This is a genomic window from Serratia sp. L9 (assembly GCF_050632285.1).
Classification (GTDB): domain Bacteria; phylum Pseudomonadota; class Gammaproteobacteria; order Enterobacterales; family Enterobacteriaceae; genus Chania.
Genome location: NZ_CP192591.1, coordinates 359,709 through 378,442, shown reverse-complemented (window position 1 = coordinate 378,442; position 18,734 = coordinate 359,709). Strand labels below are relative to the sequence as shown.

Here is an 18,734-nt window from a genome sequence, read left to right as displayed (position 1 = left end):
ATCAATAAGAGCAAGAATTGTTAAAGCTGCGGCATCAGTACCACTGACGCCATTTGTCATCTTCCTGCAGACGGTGGTTGCGGTAAAAAATACGCAGCCCGGCAGCTGACGGAATACTGCCGCCGCGCAGAAGCAGGTCAATCTCTGACTCGCTACCATCGAACCCTCTGGAACTCAGTTCTGCCTCAAGCTGCAGGCGCTGCTGATCCGAAATATTCTGTTTATATGCTTTTTTCCGCTTCGGTTTTACCAGCCTTAACCTGGCTGTCAGCTCCCGCCGTTCCTTCTGGCCCATGTTGTGGAGATATTCCTGCAGCTCCTTCTCATCCATGGTTTTAATATCGGGTAAATCACCCCCTGATTTGTTCAGATTTTCAACAGGGGGACAGTTATTGCCACGAGTCCGAGTCCAAGGGGCGCAAGCGCCCTGGTCGGCTGCCGCCTCCTGAACGTCAACGGCCTTACGAACCTTTTTCCACTTCACCGCGTGCGTGCAAATCTTGCCCTCTGCGATCGGGGACCAGATACCATAGATACGGATACCGTGATCGCCGTAGGCGCTTGGTTCGTCGTTAAGCTCATAGGCCGTGCGGACAAGGTGATGTTTGCGGGGAACCAGTACACCGCCCTGCTTCATGATGTAGGTAGCAAAGCAGCCCGCATCAGCTGCCGCCAGTACCGCATCCAGACGCGGGTTATCCAGTACCGGTGCGCCAGCTTTGCGTTCACCCTGCACTCTCACCGCCTGACCAGCCAGCAAGCGCAGCTCTCGGTATGCCTGACGCCCCGGAATACCAAAGAAACGGAACTGCTGGACACGATGCAGTGACGCCCAGGCGCTGACATGCTCGGCGCTGTCACGCAGTGTTCTGCCGGTTTCTTTGCTGATTTCTTTAGCCAGCCCGCACCCGTCGATGTTCTTGCTGATGTATTTGGCGATGTAGCTGGTCGGCGTGCCCTTACGCGGGTTGATTAGCTCGGACTTGAAGCGCGGCCCGGTATTGGTGCCCAGCTCCTCGCGGTCTTCACGGATGGCAAACTTGCGCAGCATCGCAGTGATGGAACGGCGGTCTTTTTTGCGCATGAAGCACAGAAGATGCCAGTGCACGGTGCCGTCATGGTGCGGCTCTGGCGCAGCCCTGCCTTGTGCATTGCCTTGCGGAAAGCGGCGAACGTATCAACCAGATAGTCACTGCTCTGCCGGACAGTGGCGCTGGTCCACTTCGGATTAGGTCTGCCGTTGTTGAGGGTTGCGTGGAAGCGTGACGGGCAGGTGATGGTATAGAACACTGCGCAGTCTCCGCGCATTTCCGCTATCAGCTCCAGTCCCTTAACACAGGCCATCATTTCATTACGGCGATGTGCCGGGTTGCTGTTGCTGGCGTTCACCACGTCTTCCATGTCCAGCGTATCACCGTCTTCGTTGACCAGCTCGTGCGAGCGGAAGAACTCCAGCGATTTGCGGCGCTGCTCGCGTTTGTGGATCACGGCTTCATAGCTGACATACGGGGACGCTTTTTTGTTGACCAGGCAGACGGCGCGCAGCTGTTCCTCCCGCCACTCGCAGCGCATCTGCCACAATTTTCGATACCACCAGTCCGCGCACAGCATACGCGCCAGCGACGATGGGATCAGTTCATAAGGCACCGGCTTGCGGCGGTGCTTTTTGCGGCGTAACTGCTCAAACGCTGGCGGGATGACCTCAAGGCGCATGGCTTCTGCGGCAACCCTTTCCCATGCCTGGCGGATTTCTTCTGGTTTAACATCGTCGCTGACAAACAGATCACCGCAGGCCGCATCAAGACACATGCTCATATGTGCCGCAACCAGCGTGGAAAGGTGCTTGACCTGATCCTGATTCATTTCAGGCAGTACCAGCAGCCCCTCCAGCCCGTCATGGCTCGCCATGAACCGGAAAGACGCAGACACCTGACTGTTACGCACGCGCTCCAGCCGCTCAAGACACGGCCTGATAGTTTCGCGTAGGTAGCGGGAATAAGCCTTTGCCCTGCCCAGGCTATGGAAATATTTAATCCGTTCCAGCAAAGGCTTGCTGATGTGGGGCGGCATGGCGTTAACGTCAGCCAGAATGACCAGATCAGGATTAAAACGCTGCTGCTCGCGCGCCATTTTGGCACGACTAATCAGCCGGTCCTGCTCCATTTCGCGCTGGACAGGATCACGGGATTCATTGAAGAAATAGCGTTCCCAGACCTCATCGCTCAGCGCCTCACGGCGCAGCTGCTCCTGCTCGTTATCCGCAGCGTAAAGAGCGATCAGGTTTGAAAGCGCAGACTCCGGCGCAACTTCCGCCGGGTCCAGATATGGGTTAACCGCTTTTTTAGGGTTATTCCATGAAAAGGCCACGGCGGCCTCATTCGAGCCGCCGGTGGTTGGTGCATTATGTAATGTGAATTTACTCACTGCCACGCCCGCACCTCAGTTTCCACCGAGATATCTGGACCGGACGCCAAATCGACACCAAACCAGCCTGCTGATTTTGTGGCGATGATTTCTGCTGCAGATTTACTATCACCGGCAGCCACACCCATGCTGCGCTTTGCAGTGATACGATGGCGGGTAAAGTTACGATAAAGCGAACGGGTCAGTGATGTGTCGCTGTTGGACACGATAACCGGATGACCTTCTGATGACCGGCGCTCCAGAATTGTAGTGGATCACAAAATTAGGACACCGGGATAACCTGTCTCCACTGTTCTTCATACGCACAAGGGGGTATACCCCCGTTATGCGTATGAGGACGAAAAACGTTGTAATAACCGTTTATCCAATTGCTGATATCACGTATCGCATTGCCAAAATCAACATAGCCTCCCTTTGGCAACCACTCACTTTTTAGACTACGAAATACCCTTTCCATTGGTGAATTATCCAGGCAATTCCCTCTGCGACTCATGCTTTGCATTACCCCATATAGCCAGAGTAACCTTCTATATTTATTGCTTTTATATTGACTGCCTTGGACGGAATGAAAAAGCAGACGACCATTGCGAGGGCGAGTTTCCAATGCATTACGTAAAGCCCTACACACCAGGTCAGCGTCAGCTGTTAATGACAGAGCTGACCCCACAATCCGGCGTGCATATAAATCCACAACCAAAGCGAGATAACACCATTTATCCTGTAAACGAACAAAACTGATATCGCCACACCACACGCGATTGGGGGCTGAAGGGGTAAATCTGCGACCCAATATGTTGGGTAATGCAGGACTGTTATTATCGTTTATTCGGTAATGGTGTTTACGCGGTTGACAGCTTGTCAGGCCGCACTCTGTCATCAAGCGTCGCGCCAACCATCGACCTACATCACATCCACTCTGGCGCAACATTTGGCTAAGTGTACGGCTGCCTGCCACACCACGACTGAGTGCATGAAATGCTCTCAGTCGGCTACGTAACTCCACTCTACGAGCATCAAGGGGACGTCTTACATAAGCATAATAAACGCTGCGATGAACCCCCAGCAAACGGCAGAGTGTCACTATCGGCCATTTCACCTTTAGCCGTGTGATTAGCGGACAGATTTTCCGGGGATTTCGCTCATCAACACGGCAGCCTGCTTTAGTATTTCTTTTTCCATCTCAAGGCGCTTTATCTGCGCTTTAAGCTGCTGAATTTCCCGCTGTTCGGGGGTAATAGCGTTCCCCATCGGCTCAATGCCGCGGAGTTCTTGTTGATAAAGCCGTATCCATTTACGCAGATGGTCAGGATTGAGTTCAAGTGATTGAGCAACCTCTCGAACATCGCGCTGATATTTAACGACTTGCTCGATAGCTTCAAGTTTAAACTCTGGGGAGAATGTGCGTTTGGTTCGCCGAGTTTTGAGCATGTATCACCTCATATTCACTGTTTTAACATTAACAGGTTTTAGAGATGTCCTGAATGACCGAACCACTACAATGCCGCTATTACATATCAGGCCAGCGACAGTATTGTCATGTCCGTACCGCTATCGCCCCTGGGTGGGGCGTTCATTCGGATGAGAAGACCATATTCGGGGAGGGACGCAATAATGCCTGATTCAGGACAAGATAAAACTTCTGCGTTGTCATTAAATATCGGCAATAAAATAAGGCGCCTGCGGCAGTCACGGGGAATTTCGTTAAACGACCTGTCTAAATTGTCTGGGGTTTCAAAGGGAGCGTTATCCAAACTAGAGTCAGGATCTTCCTGCCCCCGTGTCGATACGCTGGACGCTATCGCCACCGCTTTACGTTTACCGGTTGGTGATTTGCTGAGTGGCGGCAGCAGGATGTATCCCTGTTTTGAAAAATATCGTCCTGTACCAGGCGAGTATTCGCAAATGATGAAATTCCGCATCGGCCCCGGCAATACCTCCGAGATATGGTTCCTGCAAATGGATCCGCAGGTCACTATCCACAGTCCCGGGCATTCAGACGGGACGCATGAACATATTCTGGTTCACAGTGGGACCCTGCTCCTGCGCTTTAGCAAGTACGAGGTCATCACATTACAGCCCGGGGATTTTTATGGTTTCTCCGCGCAGGTTGCGCACGCGTACAGCTCAACGGAAACGGCAATTAGCGCAACGGTGGTGATGTCTCACCTCGAGCCAGGTTAACTCCGCCTCGTCATTATCTGGCGAGGAGGCTTCAGGCAAGGCGTCGTAGATCCGGGTATTTGTTTACTTAAAGAAACAAAAACGATGACCTGAAAGCCAGGCGGAAAATTATTTTATAAATAAAAGAGAGTAAATTTAGTCAATTGGTTGTGAGTTGATGAATTTCTGCGCTCGTAACCGGGAAACCTGTTGTTCTGCGTGCAGGCCGACTGTATTGTTATTTCGAACAACTGCACTGGTCTTCTCGCGCTGTATTTTGCCGCAAAGCGAAGCAGGCGTAAGGGCCGGACCGCTGACCGTGATACGGTCGGTTTATCCGTGGTCAGCCGGAGTTTTTTTCAGCCGTTAATATCGCCTTCAGGCTGAGCGCCGTGCTGCCCATTGTTGGCTCTGTTTTACGACAAAATAAATCTACCCGGATTATATATGTGTGACGGAGAAGATGAATGCGTAAGGTTAATTTGAAAGAAAGTTTTGCTCAATTCAGCGATCGCTGGAGTCCAAAAATTGTCGGCGATATTAATGACGAGTATGTCAAACTGGCTAAATTATCCGGAAAGTTTGACTGGCATCATCATGAACATGAAGATGAGCTTTTTCTTGTTATCAGTGGCCGCTTGCGGATGGGGTTAAGAACGGGCGATATCGATCTTGATGCAGGTGAATTTATCATTGTGCCGAAAGGAACCGAGCATTGTCCTGAAGCGTTAACCGAAGAGTGCTGCGTCGTTTTACTGGAGCCCAAATCGACCCTGAATACGGGCAATATCGTCAATGAACGTACCGTACATGAGCTGGATAAATTGTAATCGCGTCTCCTGACGTTAGGTAGTCTGTCAGCAACAAACCGGGGCTTTTCTGGCAGCTTATTCGGTATCACTTTATGAGAAAAATGTCTGCTGTTCGCTCAGAGTAATCCTTGGTCCTTGCCGTGGACAACTTTTGTGCCAGAAGCGGACGTTACTAACATCGGAATGTACTAATCTGCGGGGGCTGGTCAGCGCAATATGGCAACATACGCTGCTGTAATGACATCAGCTTGTAAAGTAGTATGAGTTCTTCTCCTGTCACACTTGGATACTCAATGACATTACAAGCGGCCTATCTTGAAAAGCCTACGCCCGGTGATGAAATGGAAGGTGTTTCGATCATCGACATCAATCCTTTTAGCCCAAATGGGGAAAAGGATCGGCTACTGCTAATCAGTAAGGACGCTGAACCCATTCTGATTTTACAGTTGTATGTACGTGCAGATGAGGATGGCTGGCTGATTTCCAGCGCCTTTTCTGATTTTCTCCTGAATGAATCCCACGTTGCAATCATTTGTGGCGACCACTTTCATGTTTTTGACATGGCCACACACTCGTTCAGAAGTCATCCATTAGGTGATTACGTTGCCCATATTTATTCAATTCCTGACATCCATTCTGACAGGCTACATGATCGGGTTATGGTCACCACTTACTGCCACGTTTTTCTGATTGATATTCCAACTGGCATTCTCTGGAAATCCAGTCAGTGCGCCATTGATGGCGTGATCATTACATCAATAGAGAATGATACGGTGCTTGGCCTTGGAGAGTGGGATCCGCCAGGAGGCTGGGAACCTTTTAAGCTCGATCTCAAAACGGGTATCCCGATTTGAAGAAAAGGGGTTATCCTCACAGTAATTGCCAGAAGCGGAACTTGCTTACATCGTGCTATGTTAGTTTGCTAGGAGCAGGTCAGACCGATGTCAATGGTGGCGTCAGTTCAGATTGCTGGCTGGAGCAGTACAATCTCTTTCTGACAGACTTTGCCCGGATGTCATGTGATGATGAAAGTCAGGTAGGGTATCTTTGGGAGTACCATAAGGGAAAGGCCAGATTGCGGGTTATCTTCGCCCTTATGGCACATCGATGCGCTGCGACATGATTATTGCAGCCCTTGATGTATGGAACCTCCAAGCTGAAGAGACGCTGGAATTTATTGATAAGATGAAGCCTGCCTGGCAGGCATAAAAATCTTACAAAAGAGCAACGAAAGAGTCTGGAATCACCCCTATTTACTTCGGTTATTTTCCACGGTTGCCATTTTTCACGTTGTGAATTGAACACATAGCCACCAGTATACAGAGCATACTTACCAATAAGTTTTAAGAAAATGAAGAAAGGGCGCTTCACTATACTTCGCTGTGAGATGACGGGCGTACATGCGGTATCAGCGGATACCTCCTTCAGCTTCGGGCGTCATACTCATGACCAATTCGGCATTGGCTTAATTGATCGTGGTGCTCAGGTGTCGATGAGCGGGCGAGGCATTGTCGAAGCCAAAGTGGGCGATATCATTACTGTTAATCCGGGAGAAGTGCATGACGGCTCTCCGCTGGGGGCAGAGAGCAGATCGTGGCGAATGCTTTATTTTGAGCCGGATGTTCTATCCGGCGTTATTCAGACACTGACAGAAAGCCGTTCTGGCTGTGTCGAGCTGTCCAACCCGGTTGTACATAATCATGAATCAGCGACATATTTTTCGACACTCTTTCGTGCATTGACAGATTCTTGTGGGGGGTACAGCGAAATTGAGCGGGAAGAAACACTCCTCTTTTTGCTGACAGGCCTCCTTGGTTACCAGCACCAGGAAGGGGCTGTAGCCCCAAGAGCAATTGCCCTTGCGAGGGAACGTATTGATGATGATCCCTCATTACCACTGTCACTCGATGAGCTATCAGACCTTGGCGGAGTGAGTCAGTTTCAGCTATTGCGTGGTTTTTCAAAAGTTACCGGGCTCACTCCGCATGCTTATCTTATTCAGCGCCGATTACAGAGGGTAAGGCAATTAATCGCTGGTGGTATGCCTCTTGCGGATGCATCGCATGCCGCTGGTTTTGCAGATCAGAGCCATATGACCCGGCTTTTTGTTCGTACATATGGTATTACGCCTGGAGTCTATGCTGTGGCGATAAAATGAGCTGCAATTTTATTCAATACAAATAGTAGTGACAGGCGGCATCTTTATGGAAACGTTCAAAAGAGAGGTCTGCCAATGTCGTTACACTACGCAACTGAAATCCGTTCACTGTTCGAAAGGCTCCACTCTGGCATAGTGACTGTTGATGGCATCCATCCGAATGCCAATCCTTCAACGCAGATTGCATTTTTACATGATATTGCCAACAAGCGGCTGGCGGCTGCCAGTGAGGGAGAATTTGTTGAAATCAAGGCCTGGAGGCGGGCTTATTCCTTGTTGGGACTCAAACCAACACAATATCGCTGCGCGGCTGAGGCACTCCTGAGGCGCTATCGCAAAGGCGGTGAATTCCCGGAACTTCATCCTCTTATTAGCCTGTGCAATGCGGTTTCGCTCGCGTTTGCTATCCCTGTCGCCGTGTTTGATCTTGATCGAGTCACCGGGGATATGACTGTCCGGCCAGCAAACGGCGAGGAATACTATGAGTCTTTTGCAGGGGAGACTGAACATCCTGAATCTGGTGAGATCATTTTTGCTGATACCTCTGGCCGGGCCCATGCACGGCGCTGGACCCATCGTCAGAGTGGCTGGTCTGCAGTGAGTTCAACAACCTGGCGTGTGATGATTGTCGCCGAGGCCCTGCATGAAACGTCCCGTGAAGATATTACAGCTCTCCTGTCGGCGCTAACTCAGTCGCTATGTCAGATATGGCCAGAAGCTTCAGTCAGTGTGGAGGACACAATGTGACACCTGAGTTTCTGTTTACTACCTTCATTATCGTTGCATCTCCAGGTACTGGCGTGCTCTATACCATCGCTACAGGGCTTTCAGACGGCGCACGTGTAAGTATGATTGCGGCATTAGGCTGCACGCTGGGTATTGTTCCACATATATTAACGGTTATTACAGGGCTTGCCGCATTGCTGCATACAAGCGAAATTACCTTTCAGATAATAAAATATCTGGGGTCGGCATATCTGCTTTATATGGCATGGAAGACAATGAATGAAAAGAGAAAACTGAATATTAATAATGAAATGAGAAGCCAGAGTTACCGGCAGGTTATGACTTCAGCGATACTTATTAATTTGCTCAATCCAAAACTGTCAATGTTTTTCCTGGCTTTCTTACCGCAATTTGTTATTAAAAATGAGATATCACCGGTTACTCAGATGCTGGAGATGAGTCTGATATTTATGGCTATGACTTTCTTTATATTTATCTTATACGGAGTCTCTGCTGCCAGAGTACGCCAGTATGTTGTTGCTAATGCAACTGTGCAACGATGGGTGTTACGCTTCTTTTCTGTTGCTTTTGCAGGGCTTGCAGTTAAGCTGGCATTAATGCAAGTTTAAACGAGAAGAGCTTTAATAACAGGCGCATCTAATAATTTTCCGCGATAGAAACATTTTTTATTGATGTGAGTTTATTATTTCAGGCCTTTAAATTAAAGGCATAATCATATCTAAAAACTCCAGGGGAAGTATTGCGTCAGATTTAAATAGCATTGCCTTGTTATATTTGTAGCAGGCTTTGGCCTTGTCACGCTTGATGCCGAGCTTAGCAAGGCATTTGTAAGGCACACATCGCTTACCTCTAAAACATATGGAAGGCAATAACCATGACATGCTGATGGGTATTGTTGTATTCGCGGGAGTAACGCATTTTGCACTCTGGCTTTTGTCTCAAGCAGCACTGTTCGGTTTTGGTACAGAAGAATGGCCAGGAAATGTTCCTGTTTCTCAGGAGGCGAGTTTGACGTTAGGGGTATCGACATGGCGACAGACATCCTGATGAAAAAGGGTGATCAGTTGTTAATCGCCAGACGTCTGGCCCCCTGGGGGCCGGCAATTACTCGGTTACTGAGCCCGTCGCGAACCCGCGCAGGTTATTGGCCAGCGGAGTAAGCAGATCGAAATCAGGCGGCAGTGGGGCAGCGGCTTGCAGGGAGCAACGCCTACAGGAAAGGGAACACGGCCTGCAACTGGCGCTCGGTGGCCGAAACTGCGATGTACCGTGTCAAACAGCGGTTCTGTGGTCCTCTGCTCCAGCGGGATGACGAGGCCCAGGTTGGCGAGACGATGGCCACGTCGGTGCCTTAAACAAAATGATGCGTGCAGGCATGCCAGAACCTGTACCCATTGCCTGAAGAAGAGGCTGACAAGCCGATGTTTTGGCTAAATTCGATTTAGTCAACCAAGCCGATATCTGCCAAACCAGTGTTGCAAAAACGGAAGGGCCCCTAGATTCCGTTGTTCACGCAGGCCCCATTTAGTAATAATTAATGGTAAATGTCAGCTTACCATTGGCCTTTCCTGGTGTTGGATTCGCGGTGGTTTGAATATAGCGGGCAGCCAACGGAACACGTATCGTCGAGCTGCCGTCTTTCGGCAATGTCAACACCTGCTCAGTGGCGAAGTTAAACGGCGTCGGCGTTTGGCTGCTCAGCCCCCAGCCAATCTGGATCCCTACGCCCGATGCGGCTCCCGGCACCGTTGTGTCAATCGCCATGATGCCATTGGCGGCATCCACCACATCTCCCGCCGGTGTCAAACGCACGCCAATACTGTTATTGGTCGAAGTAGCCAAAGTGCCAGTCCCTGTTCCTGTCGCGGGATAGTATTCAAACATTAGCGTGGGGTTTGCTAAGTTATAAAATCCATGGAAAGTCGGGCAGTTGGTCATTGAAATGGATGCGTCAATCCACGGCGTGGTTGAGTTAATACCTTTGAAATGTACCCCCTTCTCATAAGAGCCGAGCGATACAGGCACATCTGGGGTCGTACAGGTTTGTGAAGTGACGGTTAATTGCCCCTGAAGCCTGACCGTATGCGCTTTAATGGGGAACCCGGCAATAGCCGCATAGCCCCTCGGATTGGTGAGATCTATCCCAAAGCTAGGGAGTTGAGAGGAATCAAGGGAATAATTACCTGGACTGATTGGCCCTGTCTTAATCAATGAAACACTGAGCTTGTTATTTGCCATGCGCACTGCGAATGTTCCGTCACTGGCAGCTGTCGCAGATATATCAGTGGAGTAAATTGGTGAACCCAGTGTTGCCGCATCAGTTTTATCTCTAATTGAGATCGCGACGCCGATCCCGGGAATATTGGTGTTATAGACGGCACCACCAAATGGGCTTCCTGACCAGCTGCTAAGGGGTAAAGGTGCGCTTCTAATCATAACCGTAACGTTGTACCAAAATGATTCATTGGGGGTACCATTACACATAGCCCCTATTGCAAATGTTTCTCCCGCGTGCCACCGCCCCTGATAAATTACCGTACCAATCGGGATATCTGCACCCGCTGAAATGATCGGCGGACTCAGTTGCACAGTATCAACACGGGGCATACCAGCCACTGGCGTGCATGACACCACAGCCCAACTGCTGAGGCTGTTCATGGCCAAGAGTAGCCCACCAATGATGTAGATAACGCTTCTCATAAGTCGCCTCATTGTTTGTTTATTACTCTCAAGGCTGAAATGGTGCAAAGCAATCAACTAACCGTGACAGTCACTGATAATAATAATTATGATAAAAGTCAGTTTGCTTTGGCCTTGCCGGGTGCTGGATTGGCGGTGGCCTGAATATAGTGGGTAGTTAGCGAAAACGTATCGTTGAGCTGCCGTCTTTCGGCAATGTCATCGCAGGCCCAGTGGCGAAGTCAATTGGCGTCGGCGTTTGGCTGTTCAGCCCCCAGCCAATCTGTAGCCCTACGTCCGATGCGGCTCCCGCCACCGTCAAGTCGATCGCATGATACCATTGGCGTCGGCCGCCACATAACCCGCAGGCGTCATACGTCCCCTCAACATTGTTATTGATTGAGGTGATCACACTGTATATTCCTGTAGTGTAGTGCATTTGATGGTTTACAGATAAACCAGCGAAACGAGCAGGTAGGGAAGGGGGAGGCTGGCAGAGCCAGCCGAATATCAGCGTTCAATCCCTTTTTAAGGGTTTGCCAGACATTTGACTAGGCCAATGTGGAATTTGAAACAACATCCCTGCATTAAACCTTTTTAACCAATGGCATGTAGGCAATAACCTGCAATCGTCCCTGGCCGTGTTGTCTGTGCTTCGTTATAGTTATTTATTGGTTTTCCCTGGTGCTTGACAGTCTGGCAGCACCGAACCTGTTGTAAAATAGTTCGGTTTTTTAACTGGAAGTGACTCCAGTACAGACTTCGTGGCACAGATAGTAGTACATATATCGGGATAAAATAATCTGGCTATAAGTACAGCTGACACCTGTACTTCACAACTTCAGCCTGATTGAACGTGGCCCTGGTTCTTGAAGCGCAAGCCCCGTACTACCAGGGGTGTTGCTGTAGAATATCGGAGCTTTCGGCATAGAGTCGCTATCTGGTATATTCAACTCTGTAAAGTTATTTCAGATGTCGGGAGAAAGCAGTTAATGGAGTATGAAGAAAATATTAGTAATGTTATCAGAAAACACCTGGAAGCTGCATTGAATGATTTCGGCGAGTTAATCTGGGCGTATGTTGTCTTATACAAAAAGGATATGTCATGCATCTTTGGCGTAACAAACTACCCAGGGGAGTGGGTAGAGCATTATAAAGAAAATGGTTTGCAGTATACCGACCCGGTGGTGATCACGGCGCTGAACCGGTTGACGCCCTTTTCATGGGATGAAAATCTGATGACTGGCTCAGGGTTTCATTTTTCTGAGTTGTTCGAGCAGGCGCGCGAATTTGGCGTGACCAACGGTTATACCTTTGTATTACATGATTATAATAATAATCTTGTCACCTTGTCCTTTACCATCCCACCAGAGCGAAGTGCAGAAATTACACACATGCTCATCCAGAATAAAGGGGATCTCTCCGTATTACTGGCGTCAGTACATGAGACGTATCTCACGTTAACTTCATTGTCAGAAAAAAACGCTTCCAGCTCAGAGAAAAATGCACGGTTCACAGATAGGGAAAACGAAATTCTCTATTGGTCAAGCATGGGTAAAACTTACCTGGAAACGGGGATGATCCTTGGGATCACGACCCGAACGGTCAAGTTTCATATGTCGAATATTGTCAAAAAACTGGGGGTGGCGAATGCCCGGCATGCAATACGTCTAGGTATGGAACTCCAACTGATTAAACCGGCTAATTAATTACATCGCGGGTTCAGAAGACAGCGGCCAATCGTTCAGGATGCTTGCGTCCGGAATGCTGTGCCTGCTGAAAATCCGGGTTTTTAGCTGCTTCTGGCTTTCAAGATCGACATGCCCAAGTAACAGATAGACAGGCTCATCCTTTTCGGAAATGCCGGTAGCCAATACCGTGACATTCCAACCTGAACTCCTGATTATGTGCATCATCGGATGACTGGCGACAGCAAGAATGCCGTCATAACGATGCTGTCTTGCATAGTTAATCAGCGATAAAAACAAAACCATGGTTACAGGAAACCTGTGCCCCAGAAGCGATTGGGTTCTTTCTTTATCCACAAAAAAGCGTGTGGACTCAATAAAGTTACCTTCTGGAATGGTCACGTTGTTAAAGAAGGATGAAAAGGTACTGTCCAGCATATTGCTGTCTTTCATGTCGATCATCCTGGTACCGCATACAATCGTTCCATCTTTTGCTCCAAAGATATAGTTTGTCTTTTCATTATCAAACTCATCCAGCTCCTTGCCGTCAGAGCAGCTTACGGCCCATTGTAGCCTGTCTTTAAACGTATTCTTTCTTAGCATAAAGAGATCTTCTGACTTTTCATTGCTCAGAGCTGAGTAATTAACACTGTAAATATTAAACATAATGTCACCTGTATATGAATCTATAAAATAAGTTCATCCAGTAACATCAGTGAAGTTTCAATAAGAGCATGCCGGTGCACAAGAATGATAATGCCTTTTAGCCGGTTTAAGCTAACCTTATTATGCCATTCGGTTTGTTTTGAGAATGTATCGAGTTCTGTCGTGTACCCGGCGTTTTTATATTGAATGTTAGCAGTATAATGTTCTGTTAGCCTCAGGTAGGATGTTTTTTAAGGGTAAATATAGAGATGCGATAAAAACGCCAGATGTTATTAAAGGAATAATCCAGAAATTAAATAATGTGCTATTAGCAACTAAATTAAGTATTTATTAGTGGCGGGGGTTTTTACTTTGTTTGTGACGGTAACGTATCATTTCACTACATGAAGCATCCACCAAGTATTAGCGTAGCAAATAAAAATAACCTTACTACTTAAAATGTAGGCTTGTCTTTGAGTTGGCCGCATTTTACTAATTTCATAAGTATTTATATTTGTTTTTATGCATGATTTTGTACTGCATTACCCTGGATTTAATAACGACACCCTTACCATTTCAATTAACGGCTTTGCTGTATAATATAATGATTTTGTTGACTTTTTTTCGGTAAGATTTAACCCGATTTTAAATAATGTTACATCGATCACATATTTTAAGGATTTTAATGCTTATTGTTTTCCCCGTTGTGCTTCTCGCTATCCCATTTATTTTAAGGGGTTTTTGAAATAAAAAATAAGAGGGATTGTCAGCCATGTTCGCCGGGTTGATAACATCACCCGCTGGTGACGACACGCTTATCAAACTCCATTCTGCCGGAATAGGCGAACTCTGGATTTATAACAGCAGCACTCTGAGGTGGAATTATGAATAATACCGCTCAAGCAAGTACCCCGGCCTATCTGCTGGAAGTCACCGGGGTAAAAAAGGCTTTCGGTTCTGTAGTCGCCCTGAAAAATGCGGAGTTCTGCCTGCGTAAAGGATCGATTCATGCGTTATGTGGTGGCAATGGCGCAGGGAAGTCCACATTCCTCAGCATATTAATGGGCTTTATCCAGCCTGATAGCGGCGATATTTTTATTAACGGCAAACGTTGTGAGTTCTCTCACCCTAAAGAGGCATTGGCGGCGGGAATAGCTATTGTGCAGCAAGAATTGAGCACTATCCCCGATCTGACGGTGGCAGAGAATATCTGGCTGGGGCGGGAACCTCGTCGTTTGGGGTTTATTGATTTCAAAACAATGAATCAACAGACCGAAGCCTTATTGAGTGACCTGCATTTTCCCCTTTCGCCTAAGGAAAAAATGCGCAACCTCAGCGTTGCGGAGCAGCAGTTGGTTGAGATAGCCAAAGCGCTCTCCCATGCCGATGCGGGTATCATCATCATGGATGAGCCGACATCCGCCATCGGCGAGGGGGACGTGCAGAAGATCTTCCAGGTTATTACGCGCCTGGCGGCCAGAGGTAAAGGGATCATTTATGTCTCGCATCGTCTGTCTGAAATCTTCCAGATCGCGGACAGCTACACCATTTTCCGCGATGGCAGTTACGTCCATGAAGGTTTACTGCAAGACATCACCCGTGAACAGTTGATTGAGCATATTATTGGCGGTGAGTTTGAGAACGAGTTTGCCAAATTTAATCAGCCTGGCGATAGGGTGATCATGGAGGTGTGGCATTTATGCTGGCGTAACAAGATCCACGATATCAGCCTGGCGCTTAAAAACGGGGAGATCCTGGGGATATACGGCTTGGTAGGTTCTGGCCGCAGCGAATTTCTCGATCTGCTATTTGGTATTCAACATGCAGACAGCGGCACCATTGGGGTTAATGGCCATCGGTTAACGGGGCATTCGGTGCAGGAGGCGATTAAAAGCGGCTTGGCTTACGTCACGGAAGATCGCAAAGAAACCGGTTTGATGCTTTGTCGTTCGGTAAAAGAAAATATCAATGTGGCTTCCTTTGGCGCCATAAGCCGCCTGGGAATGGTTAACGAGAACAGAGAGCAACAGCGCGCTGCGGCCATGATCCAGCGCTTCAATATTAAAACCCCTGGCAGCGACCATAGGGTCGGTAATCTGAGTGGTGGTAATCAGCAGAAAGTGGTGCTGGGCCGCTGGGCGCTGTTGGATCCGCAGGTCTTGCTGCTGGATGAGCCGACACGCGGCATTGACGTTGGTGCCAAAAAGAGATCTACCGCTTTATGTCTGAATTCGCCTTGCAGGATAAAGCCATCGTTATGGTTTCCTCAGAGCTTTCAGAAATTATCGGTATGAGCGATAGGATACTGGTTTTCCGTAATGGCACGCTCGCCGGGGAATTATCTGCCGAAAACGCCACCCAGGCGGCGCTAATGAAATTGGCCGTGTAACCGATATACCCGTCGTGTTTCAAGCCGCAACGTGAGACCCGAAAAGGCAATATTAACTGATTATTACAAAGGGACTTTTATGATGAATGGCACCCATTTATTAATGCCAGGAGCGGCTTTCTTTGCGCATAATAAGCGGCACTTATATAAATACGGTATTGTTATTACCTTCTTTATTTTATGTTTAATTGTCACAGCCATTGGCGAAGTGCAAGTAGCGCAGGGTACTTGGAGCAGCAATTACTTTTTAAGCGATGACAATATGCTGATCGTACTGCGCCAGATCTCAGTGAATGGCATTTTGGCGATCGGCATGACCTTTGTCATTATTACCGCCGGTGTCGATCTTTCCGTCGGCTCGGTATTGGCGCTGAGTGGGATCGTTGCCGCACGGTTTGCCACAACCCACAGTGGGCTGGCCATCGGAGATACTGCTCATGCTGTTCTGATGCCACTGATTGTTGCTCTGGTTATCGGCATTATCTGCGGGTTAATCAATGGCACCATCCTGGCCCGTTACCGGCTGCAACCCTTTATTGTCACCATGGGGATGCTTTCTGCTGCCCGTGGCCTGGCGTTACTGACCACTAATGGTAATCCTGTTTCCCAGTTAAACAATGATTTCCGCTGGTTAGGCAATGGTTATGCGTTTGGCATACCTGTGCCGGTGATCATTTTTATCACCCTGTTTGCGCTTGCCTGGGTGTTACTGAATAAAACTCTCTTTGGCCGTTATGTTTATGCCGTGGGGGGCAACCAGAAAAGCGCCCGTACTTCCGGCATCAGTGTTATTCAAATCAAAGTGTTGGTCTACACCCTGTGTGCAGCCCTGGCGGGAGTCGCCGGGTTGATCCTGACGGCGCGGACCGGTTCCGCGCAAACCAGCGCCGGTAGCGCCTATGAGTTGGATGCGATAGCCGCAGTGGTGATCGGCGGTACCAGCATGGCTGGAGGCATCGGTACCCTGGTTGGCACCCTGTTTGGCGTCTTGATTATCGGCGTAATGAATAATGGCCTCGATTTACTTGGTGTTCAGTCCTATTACCAGCAAATCATTAAAGGCGCACTGATTGTTGTCGCAGTGCTGCTAGACCCGTCACGTAAACAACAGCGTAGCTGACCTTCTCAACCAATAACCCGTAATCCCTCTACAAACCAGGAGTCGTAATGAACAGGATGACAAAGATTGCGTTGCTCACCTCCGGCCTGCTATTAGGAAGCTCATGGGCCGCCCAGGCCGCGCCGGTTAAAATTGCCGTATTAATGTACGGTATGAAAGCCGAGTTTGTACAACTGATGGAAAAAGCCGCGAAAGAACACCCTGAGGTCAAAAACGGCAACGTGCAGCTTACCGTTTACGATGGTCGTTACGATCCTATGGTGCAAAACAACCAGGCAGAAACGGCCATACAGACCAAAGTGAATGCCATCATCGTTAACCCGATGGATTATGAGGCCAACATCGACGTGGTTACCTTAGCTAACGATGCCAAGATCCCGGTGATTGTCACCAATACCCGGTTAAACACCGATCGGATGCTATCGGAAGTGGTGTCCGATGACGTACTTGGTGGTTATCTGGAGGCCAAAGCGGTGCTGAAAAAATCAACTGTCAGGGCAACGTGGTGATTATCGAGGGGCCAAAAGGGGGAGCAGTGAGATCCAACGCGGGCAAGGGAACGACAAGGCCATCGCAGAATGCGGCAAAGGTAAAATCAAGGTGCTGGAGCGCAAGACCGCGAACTGGTCGCGCGCCGAGGCGTTGCCCTTAATGGAGAACTGGCTGCAAAAGCACCGTGGTCAGATTGACGGCGTGATTGCACAGAATGATGAGATGGCGCTGGGGGCTATCGAGGCTATCAAAGGGGCCAATCTGCAGGTGAAAGACTTCGCTATTGCTGGCATTGATGGGGTTTCAGATGCGATTCGTGCCGTGCAGTCGGGTGAAATGGTGACGGTTTTGCAAGATGCCAATGCCCAGATGCAGGGGGCCATTGATGTGGCATTGCGTGCAGTGAAAGGCAGCAGTTACCAGCCGCAATCAAGTATCTGGCAGCAATACGAAAGCCAAATGCAGTGGGATGATGGGGAGGCCAAACGCTATTCGGTTCCTTGGACCGAAGTCACCGCCGAAAACGCGGCCCAGTTGTTGCAGGCCCGTAAATAACAATATTCCGTCGGGGCGGTAACTGGCCCCGATAGTTATCGCTTGCCAAGGGTGGCACGGCTCAGGTGCAAAAATATAATGGGGGATTGATATTTTTGGCGCGTAATGTTTGTCGCGCCACTTTGGAATTGAAAGAGTGCAGGAGAAAAATAATAAAAAACCTGACCTAGTTTTAGGTCAGGGTGCCAAAATGGCCAACACCAGGGAAATTTTTACTTTCAGCATCTTAAAGCCATCAGGATAGTAGAGGCAAGTGTTCTCTACCGTTTTTAGCCCAGGTTTACCGTGATACCGCTACGGGGGATTGTAGGCGCGTTAAAAATTTCATAATGACATGATTTAAATCAACATTAATGGCATTTCGGCTAATTATTTCCGCATGAGATGCGGTGATTTTGAGGGGGATATCTTAAGAGAAGTCTCGCTTGCTTATGGCCTGGCAACGGAAAAACGCTTGAAAATGGGTATTCAGGGCAAAAAATATTAAATGGGAGCGGATTTCTAATTATCTCTTAAATGCCAACCCGGGATCGGTGTTGCCACTTCCATTAGTTTTATATAGATGGAACGCGGTAATACAGGCGTCGATAAGTGGGTTATGTTCTGGCGTCAGTTGCTGGCCCGGCTTGCGGTGGTAATCAGTGGCGATAATACCGCGCCGATGGGGAGTGGTTTTCTCAACCTGAATGTGGATAGCAACCACGATGCTTAAAATAAAGGTTTTTATTAACGGTTTTTTTGCCTCCGTGCGCGCAAGAACTGAGGATAATGCCTGAATAATAGCGTTATCCTGCATAAAGTACCCTTTCGCCGTCCGGATTTTATTTTGTATTGTTTTACAAATAGTTATGTGCAGTTCTTTTCC

At 48.6% G+C, this 18,734-nt stretch carries 13 protein-coding genes and 5 pseudogenes; 11 read left to right on the top strand and 7 right to left on the bottom strand.

Annotated features, from left to right (window positions below; translation table 11 throughout):
* Positions 1-34: 34 nt before the first annotated feature.
* The 3 genes and pseudogenes from ACQ86O_RS01675 to ACQ86O_RS01665 all read right to left on the bottom strand — a co-directional run bounded on the left by ACQ86O_RS01675 (position 35) and on the right by ACQ86O_RS01665 (position 3,852).
* Positions 35-2,430: pseudogene (locus ACQ86O_RS01675) on the bottom strand (replication endonuclease).
* Positions 2,421-2,672: pseudogene (locus ACQ86O_RS01670) on the bottom strand (DNA adenine methylase); the annotation flags it as partial. The pseudogenes ACQ86O_RS01670 and ACQ86O_RS01675, both read right to left, overlap by 10 nt.
* A gap of 14 nt (positions 2,673-2,686) precedes the next feature.
* Positions 2,687-3,852, bottom strand: a protein-coding gene (locus tag ACQ86O_RS01665) for an IS3 family transposase (RefSeq protein WP_431223884.1) whose coding sequence is annotated in 2 segments (ribosomal slippage) — positions 2,687-3,588 and positions 3,588-3,852 — 1,167 coding nt in all. Because the reading frame shifts where the segments join, the coding sequence is not laid out codon by codon here.
* A gap of 183 nt (positions 3,853-4,035) precedes the next feature.
* On the opposite strand from ACQ86O_RS01665, the gene ACQ86O_RS01660 reads away from it, so the two are divergent.
* The 7 genes and pseudogenes from ACQ86O_RS01660 to ACQ86O_RS01630 all read left to right on the top strand — a co-directional run.
* Positions 4,036-4,605: a helix-turn-helix domain-containing protein gene (locus tag ACQ86O_RS01660; RefSeq protein WP_431223883.1), complete on the top strand. Its 570-nt coding sequence runs from the start codon at positions 4,036-4,038 to the stop codon at positions 4,603-4,605.
* Between the two features lie 446 nt (positions 4,606-5,051).
* Positions 5,052-5,414, top strand: coding sequence for a cupin domain-containing protein (locus ACQ86O_RS01655; protein WP_431223882.1), 363 nt, complete (start codon positions 5,052-5,054; stop codon positions 5,412-5,414).
* A 275-nt stretch (positions 5,415-5,689) separates the two neighbouring features.
* Complete coding sequence (locus tag ACQ86O_RS01650; protein ID WP_431223881.1) at positions 5,690-6,250, top strand: hypothetical protein; 561 nt, start codon at positions 5,690-5,692, stop codon at positions 6,248-6,250.
* 497 nt (positions 6,251-6,747) lie between these two features.
* Positions 6,748-7,554, top strand: a complete 807-nt coding sequence (locus ACQ86O_RS01645; RefSeq protein ID WP_431223880.1) for an AraC family transcriptional regulator — start codon at positions 6,748-6,750, stop codon at positions 7,552-7,554.
* 75 nt (positions 7,555-7,629) lie between these two features.
* A complete protein-coding gene (locus ACQ86O_RS01640) occupies positions 7,630-8,301 on the top strand; it encodes a B3/B4 domain-containing protein (RefSeq protein WP_431223879.1) in 672 nt (223 codons plus the stop codon).
* On the top strand, positions 8,298-8,909 hold the full coding sequence (locus tag ACQ86O_RS01635; protein ID WP_431223878.1) for a LysE family translocator: 612 nt from the start codon (positions 8,298-8,300) through the stop codon (positions 8,907-8,909). The genes ACQ86O_RS01640 and ACQ86O_RS01635 overlap by 4 nt, the downstream gene beginning before the upstream one ends.
* Positions 8,910-9,416: 507 nt before the next feature.
* Positions 9,417-9,703 (top strand): annotated as a pseudogene (locus ACQ86O_RS01630) (IS5/IS1182 family transposase); the annotation flags it as partial.
* 122 nt (positions 9,704-9,825) lie between these two features.
* Here ACQ86O_RS01630 and ACQ86O_RS01625 read toward each other — a convergent pair.
* Both ACQ86O_RS01625 and ACQ86O_RS01620 read right to left on the bottom strand, forming a co-directional pair.
* A complete protein-coding gene (locus ACQ86O_RS01625) occupies positions 9,826-11,001 on the bottom strand; it encodes a fimbrial protein (RefSeq protein WP_431223877.1) in 1,176 nt (391 codons plus the stop codon).
* Positions 11,002-11,158: 157 nt separating this feature from the next.
* Positions 11,159-11,392: a hypothetical protein gene (locus ACQ86O_RS01620; RefSeq protein ID WP_431223876.1), complete on the bottom strand. Its 234-nt coding sequence runs from the start codon at positions 11,390-11,392 to the stop codon at positions 11,159-11,161.
* 580 nt (positions 11,393-11,972) lie between these two features.
* Between ACQ86O_RS01620 and ACQ86O_RS01615 the strand changes: the two genes are divergently transcribed.
* On the top strand, positions 11,973-12,689 hold the full coding sequence (locus ACQ86O_RS01615) for a helix-turn-helix transcriptional regulator (RefSeq protein ID WP_431223875.1): 717 nt from the start codon (positions 11,973-11,975) through the stop codon (positions 12,687-12,689).
* Here the strand turns inward: ACQ86O_RS01615 and ACQ86O_RS01610 are convergent, their stop codons facing one another.
* Positions 12,690-13,334 (bottom strand): acyl-homoserine-lactone synthase, encoded by a 645-nt coding sequence (locus ACQ86O_RS01610; protein ID WP_431223874.1) that lies wholly within the window; start codon positions 13,332-13,334, stop codon positions 12,690-12,692.
* Between the two features lie 863 nt (positions 13,335-14,197).
* Here ACQ86O_RS01610 and ACQ86O_RS01605 point away from each other — a divergent pair.
* From ACQ86O_RS01605 to ACQ86O_RS01595, 3 genes and pseudogenes are all read left to right on the top strand, one after another.
* Positions 14,198-15,702: pseudogene (locus ACQ86O_RS01605) on the top strand (sugar ABC transporter ATP-binding protein).
* Between the two features lie 82 nt (positions 15,703-15,784).
* Positions 15,785-16,822, top strand: coding sequence for an ABC transporter permease (locus tag ACQ86O_RS01600; protein WP_431225626.1), 1,038 nt, complete (start codon positions 15,785-15,787; stop codon positions 16,820-16,822).
* Between the two features lie 47 nt (positions 16,823-16,869).
* Positions 16,870-17,869, top strand: a pseudogene (locus ACQ86O_RS01595) (substrate-binding domain-containing protein).
* 505 nt (positions 17,870-18,374) lie between these two features.
* On the opposite strand, the gene ACQ86O_RS01590 reads toward ACQ86O_RS01595, so the two are convergent.
* Positions 18,375-18,665, bottom strand: a complete 291-nt coding sequence (locus ACQ86O_RS01590; RefSeq protein ID WP_431223873.1) for a hypothetical protein — start codon at positions 18,663-18,665, stop codon at positions 18,375-18,377.
* Positions 18,666-18,734: the final 69 nt, after the last annotated feature.